17 protein-coding genes are annotated in these 17,432 nt (G+C 30.0%); 16 read left to right on the top strand and 1 reads right to left on the bottom strand.

All coding sequences use genetic code 11. The features are described 5' to 3' along the window. The first annotated feature begins 60 nt into the window (after positions 1 to 60). The 10 genes from AB8B23_RS04095 (at position 61) to AB8B23_RS04140 (ending at position 13,269) form a co-directional block, all read left to right on the top strand. Positions 61 to 1,344, top strand: coding sequence for an exopolysaccharide biosynthesis polyprenyl glycosylphosphotransferase (locus AB8B23_RS04095; RefSeq protein ID WP_021743551.1), 1,284 nt, complete (start codon positions 61 to 63; stop codon positions 1,342 to 1,344). Positions 1,345 to 1,366: 22 nt separating this feature from the next. Next, positions 1,367 to 3,010 carry an AAA family ATPase gene (locus AB8B23_RS04100; protein ID WP_369713559.1) on the top strand — a complete coding sequence of 548 codons (1,644 nt, stop codon included), beginning with the start codon at positions 1,367 to 1,369 and terminating at the stop codon, positions 3,008 to 3,010. 12 nt (positions 3,011 to 3,022) lie between these two features. Then, positions 3,023 to 3,889: a DNA adenine methylase gene (locus AB8B23_RS04105; protein WP_369713560.1), complete on the top strand. Its 867-nt coding sequence runs from the start codon at positions 3,023 to 3,025 to the stop codon at positions 3,887 to 3,889. A gap of 22 nt (positions 3,890 to 3,911) precedes the next feature. Continuing rightward, positions 3,912 to 7,541, top strand: a complete 3,630-nt coding sequence (locus tag AB8B23_RS04110) for an AAA family ATPase (RefSeq protein ID WP_369713561.1) — start codon at positions 3,912 to 3,914, stop codon at positions 7,539 to 7,541. Between the two features lie 98 nt (positions 7,542 to 7,639). Further along, positions 7,640 to 8,971, top strand: a complete 1,332-nt coding sequence (locus AB8B23_RS04115) for an alpha/beta hydrolase (protein ID WP_369713562.1) — start codon at positions 7,640 to 7,642, stop codon at positions 8,969 to 8,971. A 3-nt stretch (positions 8,972 to 8,974) separates the two neighbouring features. After that, the gene (locus AB8B23_RS04120) at positions 8,975 to 9,955 is read left to right on the top strand and encodes a VacJ family lipoprotein (protein ID WP_021743556.1); all 981 of its coding nucleotides are present in this window, start codon (positions 8,975 to 8,977) and stop codon (positions 9,953 to 9,955) included. 76 nt (positions 9,956 to 10,031) lie between these two features. Next, positions 10,032 to 11,276, top strand: a complete 1,245-nt coding sequence (gene glyA, locus AB8B23_RS04125) for a serine hydroxymethyltransferase (RefSeq protein ID WP_369713563.1) — start codon at positions 10,032 to 10,034, stop codon at positions 11,274 to 11,276. A 27-nt stretch (positions 11,277 to 11,303) separates the two neighbouring features. After that, a complete protein-coding gene (gene rph / locus AB8B23_RS04130) occupies positions 11,304 to 11,999 on the top strand; it encodes a ribonuclease PH (protein WP_369713564.1) in 696 nt (231 codons plus the stop codon). Positions 12,000 to 12,035: 36 nt separating this feature from the next. Continuing rightward, positions 12,036 to 12,635 (top strand): tetratricopeptide repeat protein, encoded by a 600-nt coding sequence (locus AB8B23_RS04135; protein WP_369713566.1) that lies wholly within the window; start codon positions 12,036 to 12,038, stop codon positions 12,633 to 12,635. Positions 12,636 to 12,750: 115 nt separating this feature from the next. Then, positions 12,751 to 13,269, top strand: coding sequence for a PTS sugar transporter subunit IIA (locus AB8B23_RS04140; protein WP_021743560.1), 519 nt, complete (start codon positions 12,751 to 12,753; stop codon positions 13,267 to 13,269). A 908-nt stretch (positions 13,270 to 14,177) separates the two neighbouring features. Here AB8B23_RS04140 and AB8B23_RS04145 read toward each other — a convergent pair. After that, positions 14,178 to 14,522 carry a hypothetical protein gene (locus tag AB8B23_RS04145; protein WP_021743562.1) on the bottom strand — a complete coding sequence of 115 codons (345 nt, stop codon included), beginning with the start codon at positions 14,520 to 14,522 and terminating at the stop codon, positions 14,178 to 14,180. 383 nt (positions 14,523 to 14,905) lie between these two features. Here AB8B23_RS04145 and AB8B23_RS04150 point away from each other — a divergent pair, with 383 nt between their 5' ends. The 6 genes from AB8B23_RS04150 (at position 14,906) to AB8B23_RS04175 (ending at position 17,356) form a co-directional block, all read left to right on the top strand. Next, on the top strand, positions 14,906 to 15,277 hold the full coding sequence (locus AB8B23_RS04150) for a helix-turn-helix domain-containing protein (RefSeq protein WP_369713898.1): 372 nt from the start codon (positions 14,906 to 14,908) through the stop codon (positions 15,275 to 15,277). 330 nt (positions 15,278 to 15,607) lie between these two features. Next, complete coding sequence (locus AB8B23_RS04155; RefSeq protein ID WP_369713568.1) at positions 15,608 to 15,805, top strand: hypothetical protein; 198 nt, start codon at positions 15,608 to 15,610, stop codon at positions 15,803 to 15,805. A 48-nt stretch (positions 15,806 to 15,853) separates the two neighbouring features. Next, the gene (locus tag AB8B23_RS04160) at positions 15,854 to 16,075 is read left to right on the top strand and encodes a hypothetical protein (protein ID WP_196808115.1); all 222 of its coding nucleotides are present in this window, start codon (positions 15,854 to 15,856) and stop codon (positions 16,073 to 16,075) included. Positions 16,076 to 16,343: 268 nt separating this feature from the next. Continuing rightward, positions 16,344 to 16,688, top strand: coding sequence for a transposase family protein (locus tag AB8B23_RS04165; protein WP_369713570.1), 345 nt, complete (start codon positions 16,344 to 16,346; stop codon positions 16,686 to 16,688). Between the two features lie 31 nt (positions 16,689 to 16,719). Continuing rightward, positions 16,720 to 17,040, top strand: coding sequence for an ISAs1 family transposase (locus AB8B23_RS04170; RefSeq protein ID WP_369713899.1), 321 nt, complete (start codon positions 16,720 to 16,722; stop codon positions 17,038 to 17,040). Then, positions 17,027 to 17,356, top strand: a complete 330-nt coding sequence (locus AB8B23_RS04175) for a hypothetical protein (protein WP_369713572.1) — start codon at positions 17,027 to 17,029, stop codon at positions 17,354 to 17,356. Before AB8B23_RS04170 ends, AB8B23_RS04175 begins: the two co-directional genes overlap by 14 nt. Positions 17,357 to 17,432: the final 76 nt, after the last annotated feature.

Genomic DNA, 17,432 nt, shown 5'->3' on the forward strand with positions numbered 1-17,432 from the left:
TTATAAGTTATGAACATTTAATTTTAAAGAAGAAAAATAAAAAAGGAAGTGTAATTTAGAATGGCAGTAAGTGGGATGAAAAAAAATTATTCCTATTTGTTTGGGATATTGACAATTGTGACGTATTTTATAGGATTATTACTTGTAAATCGTGGACTTGGATTTACAAATGTGGCTGTGATTGTTTGTTCAATGATAATATATTATGTGGCAAATGTATATAATATGACTGGAATTTACAGATTGAGGGATATTATAATTATTGTTGGAATAAATTTTATACTTGTTGTAATTACAGCGTTTTTACGGATTTTTATTGTAAATGAAGCAATAATTCTGTTTGGACTGATTACAATGTTTCAGATTATATATCGTTATATTATAATTGTAGGACTTTCAGAACGAAAAAGAGTTGTTTTTGTTGGAGAAAATGGATATACAAATGATTTGTTGGAGAGTATAAAGAAAGATCGTCAATATAAATTATCGGACTTTCTAAAAGAAGAAAAAAATTTGAGTTCTTTGACAGAAAAACTGTTAACTTTATGTGAAAATAAAAAAGTTGATATAATCGTTGATTTTACAAGCAATCTTTTATACGATACTAAACTTGTGGATAAGCTTTTACAGTACAAACTTGGTGGAATGCAATATTATAACTATTTAGAATTTTATGAAATGTATGAGAATAAATTGCCAGTTTCAAACTTGAGTCCAAAATGGTTTTTGGAAAATACAGGATTTGAAATTTACTACAACAGTTTTAACTTGAAAGCCAAACGTATTCTCGATATAATTTTTGCACTTTTAATCGGAGTTTGTGTAATTCCAATTATGATTGTTGCTGCAATAATAATAAAACTGGAGTCGAAAGGACCGATATTCTTTATACAGGAAAGAATTGGGGAAGGAAATAAGCCATTTAAAATAGTAAAATTTCGTTCAATGACAACTGATGCGGAAAAAGACGGACCAAAATGGGCTACAAAAAATGACAACCGTGTTACAAAATTTGGTAAATTTATGCGTCTTACAAGAATTGACGAATTGCCACAATTGTGGAATGTGCTACGTGGAGAAATGAGTTTCGTAGGACCACGTCCAGAAAGAGAATTTTTTATAAAGCAGCTGGAAAAGGAAATTATGTACTACAATTTAAGACACACTGTGAAACCGGGGCTTACTGGCTGGGCACAAGTTATGTATCCGTATGGAGCGAGCATTGAAGACGCTTACAGAAAATTGCAGTATGACTTGTATTATATAAAAAATCACGATATTTTATTTGATGTGAAGATATTGTTAAAGACAGTTACGATTGTGATTTTTGGAAAAGGGAGATAATGATTTTAAATTGGAGGAAATTATGATACTAAAGGTGGTAATTGATAAATTTAGATTGGCAGAAGATTTAGAAATTGAAATAGGTAAAAATTTAACTGCTATATGTGGGCAGAATGGGACAATGAAGAGTACGTTACTTGGATGTATAGCGCAGCCTTTTGGTGTTGGGAGAGGAAGAAAAAAAGATGATAAAAAAGAAAAGTACTCTGATTGTATGATAGTGAATCAAAAATTTTATACAGATATAAACGATATTTTTAAATTTAGTAAAGAATATGATTTACCAGGAAATCACGTTTATCACGTTTATTTCGATAAAGATAGTAATATTATGAAACAAGAAGAAAAAATTGTTTATGAGAATCCATTACAAGTCAAGTCAAGAAAAAGGCCTGTTGGTGAAAAAAAACATATAAGATTTGTTACTGGGAAAGAACGTTCAACTGGGAAAGGGAATATACCAATTCCTGTAGTTTATTTAGGGCTAAGCAGATTATATCCTATTGGAGAAGTTGATAATTTAAAAGAAAACAGTCTTGAATTATCTAATGAAGAAATAAAATTTTTAAAAGAAAATTATTCTGAAATATTATTGAGTTTTGACAGCGAAGAATATAAAGATGAAATAAAATTGATTGATAAAAATAAAATATCAACGGGAGGAATTTCTACCAATTCTTATGACTGGCAAACTATTTCTGCGGGACAGGATAACATTGGTAAAATTATATTAACTGTGTTAGAATTTAAAAGGTTAAAAGAAAAATTTAAAGAAAATTATTTTGGAGGAATTTTACTTATTGATGAATTAGAAGCTACATTATATCCTGGGGCTCAGAAAAAATTAATAGAGTTTTTGAATAGATATTCTGCAAGATACGATATAAAAGTTATTTTTACTACACATTCTTTAGAGATAATAGAAGAACTTTTAAATAGTAAAACTTACAATAATTCTAAAGTAAATTTTTTAGATAAAACAAGAGGAAGTTTAATAAATAAAACACGTATAGATTATAATGAAATAAGAAATAATATATTGGTTAAAATAAACGAAGAAAATAATAATCGAAAAGAAATAAAAATAGATGTATTTTTTGAAGATGAAGAAGGAGAGTATCTTTTTAAAAGAATTGTTTTAAGTAATATAAAAAAATATTGTACATTATATCCTTTAAAAATAGGAATAACAAATATAGCATCTATATCTAATAAAATATCTCAATTAGAAAATGGAATTATTATTTATGATGCAGATTATAATAAGAAAAGTGTAAATTATAAAAACAATTTTAAAAAAGATGTTGAAAATCATAAAAATTCTTTATTTTTTCCGGGAGCAAAATCGTTAGAAAAAGAATGTTTGGAAATTTTATTAAATATGAAAATGAATGATAAATTTTGGGATGAATGTAAGTGTAATAGTAAGCAAAAATTTCAAGCACAAAGGTTAAAATACACTAGTACAAGTAAACCTGAACGAGAACAAGATAAACAGTGGTTCTTGAAAGAACGAAAAAATTTTGGGACAAATGGAAAAAAATTGATGGAAAAATTTGAAGTGAAATATAGAAAAGAAATAGAAGAATTTAATAAAGAATTAGAAAAAAAATTGATAAATCAATTAAAGAAAAATTATGGAATAGTAAAAGAAAGACTAAAATAAGTAGGTGGTATTATGAGAAATTTATTTTCTCCACTACGTTATCCTGGCGGAAAATCAAAGGTTTTTAATATCATAGTTTCTCTTTTTGAAAAAAATGATATTAGAAATCCTGTATATATAGAGCCTTTTGCTGGAGGAGCAGGTTTAGCATTATTGTTGCTAAAAAAAGAAAAAGTAAAAAAACTGGTACTTAATGATATAGATAAAGGTATTTATTCTTTTTGGTATTGCGTTTTAAATCATACAGAAAAGTTTTGTAATATAATAGAAAATATTGAAATTTCTCTTCTTGAGCGAGAGAATCAAAAAAAAATATATATAAATAAAGAAAATTTGAATTTGTTGGTGGAAGAAAATATTTTAAAATTAGGTGTAGCTACTTTTTATTTAAATAGAGTGAATAGATCTGGGATTTTGAAAGCAGGTGTAATAGGTGGTAATTTGCAAAATGGAAATTATAAAATGGATTGTAGATTTAATAAAAATAAATTGATAAAGCAAATAAAAGAAATAGGTAGATTAAAAGATAAAATAGAGTTTTATAATTTGGATGTTTTAGAATTTCAGAAAAATATAATAAGCAAAATAAAAAGAGAAAAATTTATATTTTTTGATCCGCCATATTATAAAAAAGGCCCTGAATTATATACAAATTTTTATAATCATAAAAATCATTTGGAACTTTATGAAACTATAAGAAAAATAACTAAAAATTGGATTGTTACTTATGATAATTGTGAAGAAATAAAAAAAATTTATAAAAAATTTGATTTTGTAGAATTTGATATAAATTATTCTTTAGAAAATAAAATGAAAGCCAAAGAAATTATGATATTTAGCAAGAATATAAAAAATCATGATATTTTTATTATGAAATAAATCGGAAGAAAAGAGGAAACAAGTGTACTTAAAAGCATTGGAGCTGACAGGGTTTAAATCGTTTGCAAATAGGACTGTTGTGGAGTTTGATAATGGGATTACTTCCATTGTCGGGCCTAACGGGAGTGGAAAGAGTAATATTTTGGATGCAATTTTGTGGGTTTTGGGAGAACAGAGTTATAAAAATATACGGGCAAAAGAGAGTTCGGATATTATTTTTTCTGGCGGGAAGAATAAGAAGCCAAAGTCTATGGCAGAAGTTAGTCTTATTATTGATAACGGAGATAGATATCTGGATGTAGATTTTTCAGAGGTTAAGATTACTCGAAGAATTTTTAAGACTGGAGAAAATGAGTATCTAATAAATAACAAGAAATCCAGGCTTAAAGATATTCATAATCTTTTTATGGATACTGGGATTGGAAAGCAGGCTTACTCGATAATTGGGCAAGGGCGTGTAGAGAGAATTATTGGCTCTTCTCCAAAGGAGTTAAAGGAGATTATTGAAGAGGCGGCTGGAGTCAAAAGGGCTAAGATTGAGAAGGAAGAGTCTGAGAAAAAGCTGCAGGACTTGAAAAATGAAATTGAAAAAATTGAATATGTAGAAAAAGATTTAAAAAAACGTGTTGATTATTTAAAAAATGAGCAGGAAAAAGCTAAACTTTTTAAAGCGTACACAAAAAAAATTGATGTACAGCGGTTTATGATTCTTGAATACAATGTCAATGAAAAAACTTCATTAAAATATGAATATGAGGAAAAAAGTCAGGAAATAAAGGAAGAACTGGAAAAAAATGAAAATAATTTTTCAGAAAAGCAAGCTGAACTTGAAAAAACGAATGAAGTAAGAAAAGAATTGTATGAAAATCTGGAAAACCAGAAAAATGAAAACAGCGAAAACTTTAAGAATATGGAAATTCTAAAAGAAGAATATTCAAAACTTGTAAATCAGAATTCTAACTTAGAAACCGAGGCCAATGAAAAAAATAAAAGAAAAAGTATTTTGGAAAAAGATATTGCTGAAAAAGAAGAACTTTTGAATAATTCCAGAAATGAGCTTGATTTGATAACAAGGGAATTGGCTATAAAGGAAGAAGAAAAGGATAAATGGGAGGCTAAAGTTGGAGAACTCAAGCATAAATGTGATAAAATTACAATTGAATTAAAAGAACGAACGCAAAAGAATTCTAATTTTGAAGTGGATAAGATAAAAGTCGCCGGAGAAAATGAAGATCTTGAAAAAAGAGTTCAAGGGGCAAAAAATGAAAATAAAAGACAAATTGCCGAAAGAAATGATGTAGAAGCTGAGTTTAATAAAATAAATAAGGAAAAACAGACATTTGAAATTCAAAAGTCAGAAAAGGAAAAAGAAAAGCTTGAAAAAGAGCTGAAAATAAAAAAACTTAACGAAAAGATTGATGAACTTAGAAAAGAATATGCTGAAATAAATAAGCAAAAAAATGAAATTAGCTACAAACTTGAAAGTTTTGAAGTTAAACATAAGGCAATAGCTAGTGCGATTGAAAAAAATGAGACTTTTAACCGAAGTATAAAACATATTTTGAATGAAAAAATTGATAGTGTAATTGGAGCTTTTGTTAACTTGATTGATGTTCCAGCGGGATTTGAGGAAGCAATACAGACTTTGTCTGGTGGAATGTTTCAGGATATTGTAGTAAGAGATAGTGAAATTGGAAAAAAATGTATTGAAATTCTGAAAGACAGAAAACTTGGAAGAGCTTCGTTTTTACCAATTGAAAATATTCGAATTTCAAGAATGAACGAATTTTTGCCAAAAATTGAACAAGTTTCACAACAAAAAAGTTTTCAAAATAAAATGCCTCAAGATGAAGTTCAAAATATTATTTTAAATACAAAGGGGAAAAATGGAATTATTGACTTTGCAAGAAATATTGTAAAAGTTGATAAGAAATTTTTGAATGAAGATGTAGAAAAGGTTATTCAGTTTGTGTATGGAAATTCAGTTGTTGTGGAAAGTCTGGAAGTTGGAACAGAGCTTTTGAAAAAAGGATTTAACGACAGAATTGTTACACTTGAAGGGGATATTATCACTTCTCGTGGGAGAATGACTGGAGGGCATTCATTTAAGGGGAAAGATGAAATTCTTGAGCGAAAAAAGGAATTGAAATATCTGGAAAGTGAAATTGAGAAAAATAAAAAGAATTTTAAGGAATTTGAAAAAAAATTATCGGAAATAGTTTTGGAAGCTGAAAAAATTGAAGTAGAAAGAATAGAAGCAGAAAAATTATTTGAAAAATTTAAAAATGATTGTCAGGAATTTAATGAAAATTATGATGACTTTAGTATAAAATTTAATCGAAAACAGCGAGAAATCAATACTCTGAACTATGAAATTTCTGAAAATGAGAAATTTATTTTGGAAAAAGAAAACAAAATAAAAGAAAATAAAGAACTAATTCAGAATATTGAAAAATATATCGAAGAAAATAATCTGAAAATGCAAAATCTGAATGAAGAACTTAAAAAATTTGAAAATATTGATGAATTTATTCAGAAATTGAATGAGACGGATAGAGATTACGAAATTTTGAAGGTTCGAACTGATAACAATAAAAATCGTTTTTCAGAAATTGAGTCTGATTACAAGAAACTTTTAAGTGAAAAGGCAGAACTGGATGAATTTGAGAAGAAAAGAGAGAGGCTGGGGAATGAACTTTCTGAAAAACTTTCAGATAAAAAGACTGAAATTGAAAAAAATGAAAAAATTAATGAAAATATATTGAATGAAATCAAGGAATTTGAGAAAAAAATACAGGAAATTGAAGTAAAAGAAAGAAAGTTAATTAGTGAAATTAAGGATATCGAAGTAAAAATACTGGAAAATAAAAATAATTATGAAAAAATTGTTGAAAAAATTACACGTAATGAAAGTGAACTTGAATTTCAAATAGCGGAATTTAAGGAACTTGAAAGCGAAGAAATACTCGAAAATGAGGAATATTTTGAAATTGCTGATGAAGAGGAACTTACAGCAACAAGAAGAAAATTGTCATCAAATGAGAGAAGCCGTACAGATATTGGGGCAGTCAACCTTGCTTCAATAGATGAATTTGAATATGAAAATGGACGATATCAGGATATTGTGGCACAGAAGAAGGATTTGCTGGAAAGCCGTGAAACATTGTTTGGATTTATTCGAGAAATCGAAGAGGAAGTTACAAACAAATTTTTTATAGCTTATGAGCAGATAAACAAGAATTTTCAGTATATGTGTGAAACCATCTTAAATGGAGCAAAAGGAATAATCAAAATGACAGATCCTGAAAACTTGCTTACCACAGGACTGGAACTGAGTGTAAAATATAAAAACAAGCCAGAGCAAACTCTTCTTCTTCTTTCAGGAGGAGAAAAATCAATGCTTGCAGTATCATTTATAATGGCAATCTTTATGTTCAAGCCAAGTCCATTTACTTTCTTTGATGAAATCGAGGCAGCTCTTGATGAAAAAAATACAAAGAAAATTGTCGAATTATTACATCAGTTTATCAATAAGTCGCAATTTATATTAATTACTCATAATAAGGAAACAATGAAAGGATCTCATAGACTTTATGGAGTTACGATGAATAAAGAAATTGGAGAAACTAAGATTGTTTCAGTGGACATATAATTTGATAAACTTTTTTACTGGAAATTTTTTGATATTTTTGATAAAATATAGTTAAAATAAATAAAAAGTATAATTTTTGAAAATTAGAAAGGAGAAATGTGAAAAAGTTTTCACATAGATTGAAAATTATGTTAAAAAAAATATTGGGTTTAATGATGGTACTTGTGTTTTCAGTTATTGGACTTGCTGAGATAGATACATCACAGATTGCAAATGATTATCCATATAAGGAAAGTGCCATAATGGCGACTGTTCTTGGAACGCCTGCAGAGCAACACTATAAGTTTAAAAATCCAAAAGGTCCTAAAGTAAGAAAATTCAAAACAACAAAGACAATTCCTGAGATTCTTAGACAATGGAGTAACTATGAATATGGTGTTTGGACTCAAAAGAAAGAAGCACCACTAATGATTGTAATTTCAGGTACAGGTTCACTTTATAATAGTGGGATGTCACTTTATTTGGCAAATGTATTTTATGATAGAGGCTATAATGTAATCACATTCAGCTCGCCAACGACAATGCCGTATATTGTAAGTCAAAGCAAAAATGCATATGCAGGATATATAAAAGATGAAACTGTCCAAATATATGATTTAATAGAAAAAGCAATTTCAAGAGAGAAAGCTGATGGTATGAAATTAAACGGGAGAGTATATATTGGTGGTTACAGTTTGGGAGGATTTCAGTCTCTTCAAATTCATGAGCTGGATGCCAAAAAGAATAGAAGAATAGGAATAAATAAGTCGCTTATGTTAAATTCACCAGTCAGTATTCTAACTGCAACACAGAATTTAGACGGCTTTTTAGTAAAAAATGGAATTTATGATGCAAGAAGCTTGGAAAAATATTTAGATACAATATTTAGCAGACTTATGTATGATAAGTCAATTCAGATAAAGGACATTGAGTTCTCAAATCTAACAACTTCATTAGGAAAACTGGGACTTGAAGAAAAAGATTTTGAAGTTCTGACAGGACTTCTATTTAGATTCTATTCAGCAAATATGACTTTTGCAGGAGAAGTTTTTAGTGGAAATAACGCGATTGGAAGATTATCTAATAAAAAATCATATAAAAGATTTGATTCAGTTACTCAGGAATTTAGGGAAGGATTGTCTGTCTCATTTGATGAATATGCTAAGGAAATACTATATCCATACTTAAAAAAATATAAAAATCCTAGTCTTGATTTTAATGATTTCATAAATGAATTTGATTTAAGAAGTAGTCAGGATTTTATAAATAAAAATAATAAAAATATTATATTTATAACATCAACAAATGATGTTTTGTATTCAAATGATGATATAAATTATATAAACAATACGTTTTCAAACAAGGTATTAATACCGTTTGGAGGGCATACTGGAGTCTTATGGCATGCCGATGTGGCAAAATTAATGGTAGATAAATTGGAGGAAAAATAAAAAATGGCAGGAAAAAATAAATTTATATTACTAACAGCAATGCTTACTGTTGCAACAATTTCTCAGTCACGAGGTAACGAATTAAAAAATGAGGAAACAGTAATGTTCGCTGAAGAAATTGAAAAGGAAGCAAACGATGATATTTATATTGAATTTGTAGATGGAAAGGTTGCTGAAGCACCCGGAAAAAATATTGACAAAGTTTCACGCACAAATATAGCTATGAAGAAAAATAAGAAGGACACTAATGGATACATTGCCTTTGAACAAGATGGATACGGAGTTCTTGCAACAAATTTGGAAGAGCTGAATGAAGATTATATTGTTTCAAGTCAGGTGTTTCAGCTAACAGGAATAAATGATTCGCTAGAACCTTTAAATAGAAGAATGTACGCTTTTAATACACAGCTTGATAGAAAGGTTCTGTATCCAGCTTCACGTGTATATTCGGCAATAGTTCCAAAACCAATAAGAAAGGGAATCTCAAATTTCTATCAGAATTTCAGTGAGATACCTACATTCGTAAATTCACTGTTACAGTTAAAACCTGGAAAGGCTGCAAATGCGCTTGGAAGATTTGTGGTAAATTCGACAGTAGGAGTACTAGGAGTAGCTGATGTCGCTAAAAATATGGGAATGAAAAAAGATCCTGAAACTATGGGAGATACATTAGGACATTACGGAATGGGGACAGGACCATACTTAGTGTTGCCCATGTTTGGACCAAGCAACCTGAGAGATGCCTTTGGAACTGCCATAGATTCTGTTGGGGAAGGTGCAGTACGTGGTGTTGTTGATAAAAAACTATTTTTTGATACGGGAGTATTTGACAAGAATGTATATGGATTTACAAGACCTGTTGTAACAGGGTTGAATGCACGTTCTATGCTTAGCATGAAGTATGGAGATCTAAATTCGCCGTTTGAATACGACTTAATAAAAGCACTTTATTATAATTATAGAAAAATACAAGTTATAAAATAGACAATATTTAAAAATTAAAATTTGTGTTATTCGATAGGAATTATTTAATTTTAAATAAAATTAGGAGGAAATTAGAATGAGCTATATAAAAGATGCAGATTTAGAAGTTTATAATGCAATTATGGAAGAGGAAAAAAGGCAAGAGGAAGGAATTGAGTTGATTGCTTCAGAAAATTTTGTTTCAAAGGCAGTAATGGAAGCGGCTGGGTCTGTGTTTACAAATAAATATGCGGAAGGTTATCCTGGAAAGAGATATTACGGTGGATGTTCAAATGCTGATGTTGTAGAAAGTCTTGCTATTGAAAGATTGAAACAAATATTTGGGGCAAAATATGCAAATGTACAGCCACATTCGGGATCTCAGGCAAATATGGGAGTTTATGTTGGACTGCTTGAAGCTGGAGATAAAATTCTAGGAATGAGCCTTAGTGCTGGTGGACATTTGACACATGGTTATAAAATCAATTTTTCAGGAAAAAATTACATTGGATTGGAATATGGTCTAAATCCCGAAACAGAACTGATTGATCATGAAGCAGTCAGAGAAATTGCATTAAGAGAAAAGCCTAAAATGATAGTTGCAGGAGCAAGTGCTTATTCAAGAATAATTGATTTTAAGAAATTTAGAGAAATTGCTGATGAAATTGGTGCATATTTGATGGTAGATATGGCTCATATTGCTGGACTCGTAGCGGCTGGACTTCATCCAAATCCAATAGAATATGCAGATGTAGTAACTTCTACGACTCATAAGACTTTAAGAGGACCTCGTGGTGGAATAATTTTGACAAATAACGAAGAAATTGCAAAAAAAATTGATAAAACAATATTCCCTGGAATACAAGGAGGACCGCTAATTCATATAATTGCGGCAAAAGCTGTTGCATTTAAAGAGGCACTTAGCCCAGAATACAAAAAATATCAGGAGCAAGTGGCAAAAAATGCTAAAATTTTGTCAGAAGAATTGGTAAAAGGCGGGCTTAGAATTGTAAGTGGTGGTACTGACAACCATTTAATGCTGGTTGATTTACGTCCAATGGGAGTTACAGGAAAATTAGCCGAAGCAAAATTAGAAGAGGCTGGGATAACTTGTAATAAAAATGCTATTCCAAACGATCCTGAAAAGCCATTTGTTACAAGTGGAATAAGACTAGGAACACCCGCAATTACAGCTCGTGGATTTAAGGAAGAAGAAACAAGACAGGTGGCACAGTTTATATTAACAGTATTAGGAAATATAAATGACAATGAAAAAATTGCCCAAGTAAAAGAGCAAGTTTTAAAATTAACTGAAAAATTTCCACTTTATAAAGGTAAATAATTTAAAGATAAAAAATTAGGAGAAAATGTGAGAAATAATAATAGAAAAAACGATGAAATGCGTGAAGTAAAAGTAACTAAAAATTATATTGTCCATCCAGAAGGTTCTGTTTTAATCGAATTTGGAAATACAAAGGTTATTTGTAATGCAACAATTGAGGAAAAGATTCCAAGATGGCTAAAAGGGACAGGATCAGGATGGATAACTGCTGAATACAGCATGCTTCCAAGAGCAACACATACACGTATCCAAAGAGAATCAATAAAAGGAAAACTATCTGGAAGAACAATGGAAATCCAGCGGTTAATAGGAAGAGCCTTGAGAGCAGCGATAGATTTGGAAAAACTTGGTGAAAGAACTATAATGATAGACTGTGATGTAATTCAGGCAGATGGAGGAACAAGAACAGCTTCAATCACGGGAGCCTATCTTGCTCTAGAATTAGCAGTTGAAAGACTTATAGATGAAGGAAAATTAAAAGAAATTCCAATAAAATCAAAAGTCGCAGCAATAAGTGTTGGAAAAGTCCGAAATGAAATGCTTCTTGACTTAGAATATGAAGAAGACTCGAAAGCTGATGTGGATATGAATATTGTAATGAATGACAAAGGTGAGTTTATTGAATTGCAGGGTACAGGAGAAGAAGCAACTTTTACTCATTCAGAACTATTGAAGTTTATTGAATTGTCTAAAAATGCCTTTGATAAGTTATTTAGTTTATAAATCAAAAAAATTTAAGAAAGGATGGTGAAAGAATAGATGAAGAAAAATGGAATGGAAAAATTATTTGATGAATATATGAAAAGAATACAAGACGGTGATACAAAGGCTATGAATGAGATTGGTCTTATTTTTCAAAATAATTATGACAATGAAAATGCCAAAAAATGGTTTTTGAAGGCTATTGAGGCTGGAGATTATGAATGTGCAAATAATTTGGGATATCTTTATGCTAGCCAGCATGATTTTGAGAATGCTGAAAAATATTATTTAATTGCGATTAAAAATAAAGATTATGATGCCTTAAATAATTTAGCAATTTTGTATGAGCAGAATGGGAAAAATGAAGAAGCAGAAAAATATTATGTAAAGGCAATCGAAAAAAACTGTGAAGGTGCGCAGGAAAATCTTCTGACATTTTATAATTCGACTAAGCAGACGGAAAAAGAAAAGGATATATATTTACAGATGGCTTGGAAAGATGACATCAATGCGATGAATCATCTAGGAATGATTTTTGGAAATGAAGGAAATTTTAAGGAATCTGAGAAATGGTTTTTAAAAGCTGCGGCGCTTGGAGATAAGTATGCAAAAAATAATTTAGAAGTATTGAGAAATAACTTGAAAAAATCAAATTAATAAAAATAAAAAAGTCTTACTAAGTGAAAAAGAAAAATTTGACTAATTTGATTATATGTGGTAACATTAAAATAAGATAATTAAATATAAAATAAATAAATTGGAGGAATTTAGAATGGGATTATTTGATTTATTCAAAAAAGGTAATAAAGGTGAAGAAGTTAAACAGGAATTTGATGGGAAAGTAATAGCTCCTATTTCAGGAAACTTATTGCCTTTATCAGAAGTACCTGATGAGGTTTTTGCTAAGAAAATGGTGGGAGACGGAGTTGCCATAGAGCCAAATGCATCAGGCGTAATGTTGGCACCAGCTTCTGGAAGAATAGAAAAAATCTTCGATACTAACCATGCTTTCAGTATTGTAACACCTGCTGGAATTGAAATTTTTGTTCATTTTGGAATGGATACAGTTCAACTGGAAGGAAAAGGATTTGAAAGAATCGCTGAAGAGGGAGCAGTAGTAAAAGTAGGAGATCCGTTAATTAAATATGATTATGATTTCTTAAAAGCAAATGCAAAATCAATTATTACACCAGTAATTATTTCAAATTATGAAAGCTACAGTGCATTAAATCCAGTTGAATCAGGAGCAGCAGTAGCTGGAGAAACAACAGTTTTAAATGTTGAGAAATAGTTTAATTAAAAACAAGCTTTAATAAATAATCTCTATTTAAGTGAACTATATTTACTTTTTTAGAGATTTTTTTGTAATGTTATTTCCCTTTTTTCTAGTCGATACTTTTCACTAGAATAAAGAATATTAATCCTGTTAGTATATTTGAAAATAAATTTTCCTTAAGAATTGAGGAAAGAGCAAGATATTGTGAAATCATAAATAAACTAAATCCAATTATGGAATATATGAATTTGTAAAGCTTTATTAGAAATTTCAACAACTTTCGAGACGTTTGTAAAATGGCATGGAGATTGGAAGAATCAAAACAATTGTTAAAATAGAAATTAAAAAACAAATGATATTGATATTAGAAACAATTCCTTGTACGTTTAGAACAATTGCACCAAATTTTTTTATTTCTTTTTTATAAGAAGAATCTAAGATAAAAAGGCACAGTTTAAATATTTTCTTAGTCTTGAGTTTATAAGTATTAAGATCTTTATTAATTCTTCTGTTTCTATCTTTAATATACCGATCTTCTTTGGATAAAATTTTCTTAGAAGACGTTACTGTTTTTGTTGCATCCTTTCTGCCACGAGCAACAAGGAGCTGAAAAATAGAAATCTATTCCTATTTTCTCTAATTTTTTTAAGAAAATTTTAATGCTCTTTTTGGAATATTGACTGTCAGACGCTCTTTTGCTTCCAACTTTATTGCTACATAAAATCGTGTCTTTAATTCCAAAAATGTTGCAAAACAGGCTTTACTTTCCCCTTTCGATGAAACTACAGAATTCAGTTCCTAATGACTGGAAGTGCTTACTTTAGACGATCTTTCGTCAATTGATTTGCCAATATTAAATTTTCCTCTTGGTTTTTTAGTCTTTCCTTTTTTCCCTTTTTTTCTCAAAATATCTAAAGAAATATTCAAAAGATTCTTATGCAGCCAATCGTAGATATTTTAAAAGATAATTTTCTTTTCAATTCTCTTCTTGCAATTTGTTTTGGTGACCATGTTTTACAAAGTCTAGATTTTATTAAATTTTTTAATTCAGCAGTAATTTTATAGTTTCTGCCTTTTTTACAGACTTTGTTATCAGCATCTTTCTGAGCTTTCTCAGCAGAATATTCGTTTTTAACTCTCTTAATTTTCCAATAAATAGCAGCTTTATTTTTTTCAAGAATCTCAGCAATTCTCGTTATTTTGTAATTTTCTTTTAGCAAAATCTCTAGTTTATTTCTTTCAATTATGGTAAAATGCTTGTGACTCATGATATATTTCCTTTCATTAATGTTTTTGTAATTACTAACATTTTAACATAAAATTATCATGAGTTTTATTTTAAATTTGTTGCGTTTTATTATACAATCTATCATGAAAGGCAAGAGAGTGAGAAAAGTTAAAATTTTATTTTTGGTTGCTAGGAGTACTCGGGTTAAATTGTTGTTTTGCATTAGCAACTACGGGAGCGATAACTTATTTTGGAAGGACAATGTTGGCATATGGTTATGCTGAAAATCCAAATTTTTGTAATCCGTTTTTAGAAAAGTCTAAAACTCCAGAGCAGATAAAAAAAGGGGAAAATCTTTAGTAGACCTAATCGCCAACCTTGAATAAAAAATAATATTGGAGTATACTAATACTAGTGACGAAAATGATAAATAATATTAAAAGAATAAAAAAAATTAAAGAAGAAAACTATCAGAAAATTTTTGGCATTAAAAAAAATACTTTTGATAAAATATTGAAACTTTTGAACGAGGTATACAGAATTGAGCACTTAAGAGGCGGACATCCGCCAAAACTGTCTGTTTTTGACAGGATTGTAATTATGCTTTTGTATTATCATAACTATAGAACTATGGAAAACATTGCCTTTGAATACGGCGTTGCAAAAAGCACTATCTGTGAGTGTGTTAAATGGGCTGAGAACATACGGATAAAAAGCGAAGAATTTTCATTGCCTAAAAATAGGGAGCTTGTCAGAGACACTGAGATAGAAGTTGTACTGGTAATGCGAGATTGAGCGTCCTAAAAAAATAGTCGAAATATTATTCGGGAAAAAAGGCACACGATAAAGGTTCAGATAGTGGCAGACGAAAAAGATTTTTTGTGCAATTCATATCGAATAGGTTTAGTATAAGATATCACGTTAGCAGATAGAGACAGATACGATGGCAGAGTCCATTCTCTTTTGTCAAAAAGCAGAAGATTCAAAAACTTTCCAAACCAGCATACGCAGGAAGAAATAGAGCTAGTTATGAAAAAATAAAGAAAATTTGGTTACGAAGGACTGGTAGAAGTTTATGTCAAGACCAGAAATACATACGATTCAATGTGCAGGATAACAAGGAAAATGAAGGGCGATGTCAAGAAAAAATCTAAAAAGCCGCATAAAAGAAAAAAGAAGATTGAACAGGCAAAGTATCCAGGAGAAGGAGTACAGATAGACGTAAAGTATGTTCCAGAAGAATGCATACAGTTTGGCACACGTGACCAGAAGCACTATCAGATAAAATATATTAAGAAAAAGGGTGTTAAGGATAGCAGATGAGAAAACACCTATCAGATCTCAAAATTTCTTGAGAGCTTGGAAAAAGAGGTGGGATCTGATATAAAGAAACTTCAGACAGACAATGGAAAGGGATTTACAAACTCAGAAAGCGAGAAGAAAACGCTGTTTGAGCTGAAACTGGATGAAAAGGGGATAGAGTATGGGTTCGTCCATATTTACCATGGGAGAATGGGAAAGTGGAAAGAAGCCATAGGCTTGATAGCAAGTACTACGCAGGCAAGAAATTTAAAAGTAAAGAAGAACTGTTAAGGGCAGTAAGGAAATACAATAGTAGATACAACAACATATCAAGAAAAGTATTAGGCTTCAGGAGTTGAAATGAAGTGTTAAAAGAGTACAAGTAAAATCAGTAGGTGAAAAGCTACATTAAGAAAGAAACTTTTTTAATATATTTTTGTAATAAATGTTTGACATCTATACACATTTGTCATGTAGAACTATCACGACAAATGCATGAAAAAAATCTAAAAAAAAGGTATAATATTACTGAGATATTTTATGAAAGAAGCGGGTAAAAATGTCGGAAAATAACCAAAATTTAAAAGAATTGTTAATATATATTACTCAAATAGAGGACAAGCGACAGGCTTCAAAAATAAAACACAAGTTAAGTGACATTGTTGTGATTACTCTTTTTGGTATACTTGCGAATGTTGAATATCGGGAAGAAATTGAGGAATTTGGGAAACTGTATCTCAAAGCATTAAAAAGATACTTGGAGCTGTCAAACGGAGTTCCTTCACATGATACTATTCAAAGAGTCATGGCTATAATAGAGCCTGAAGTTACAGAAGTTCTTTTGACAAAATGGATGGAGTTAAAAATTTCCGGGGAAGATAAAAAAATAAGGAAAAGGGAATGAGATAGAAGCGATATTACGTCTGCTTGATAAAATCTCAGTAAAGGAATGTATAGTTACAATAGATGCGATAGGAACCCAGAAAGAAATCATAAAAAAGCTAGGAAAGAAGAAGGGCTATTTCTGTCTCCAGGTAAAAGGGAACCAGAAGACTTTAAAAGAAGATATAGAAGATTACTTTGCTGACAAGGAATTCAGAGAAAAATTAAAGGAGGAAGGAATGTACAGCAGGAAAACAGAAAAGCAAAGGGGTCTACTGGAAACTAGGGAATATTACTATACTGAAGAAACAGAATGGCTTATTAAAAGAAATAAGGAATGGAAGGAAGTAAAAGGGATAGGTGCATCATTTTAACAACAGAAGAAAATGGAAAAAAGCAGGAACAGAAAAGGTATTACATAACGAATACAGCAGGGGGAGTGGAAGAATTTGTAAGAGAAGAGGACATTGGGCAATAGAAAGTTATCATTGGATACTGGATATGACATTCAGAGAAGATGCAAATAAGACATTAAACAAAAATGCGGCAAGAAACTTAAATATTCTAAGGAAATTAGCAATCTCAATACTGGAAGAACTTCCGTTCAGAAAGAAATTTAGCAGAAGGATAAAGAGATATATCCTATCATTAGATATAAGAAGATATTTAAAATTATTTTTTGATATATAGAAATGCTGTTGTTAAAAAAATGAATAAATATAAAGAAATAGTCTAAAATATTCATGCGTTTGTCGTGTAGAAGGAT

Origin of the sequence: Leptotrichia sp. HSP-342, from assembly GCF_041199995.1 — a bacterium.
Classification (GTDB): domain Bacteria; phylum Fusobacteriota; class Fusobacteriia; order Fusobacteriales; family Leptotrichiaceae; genus Leptotrichia; species Leptotrichia mesophila.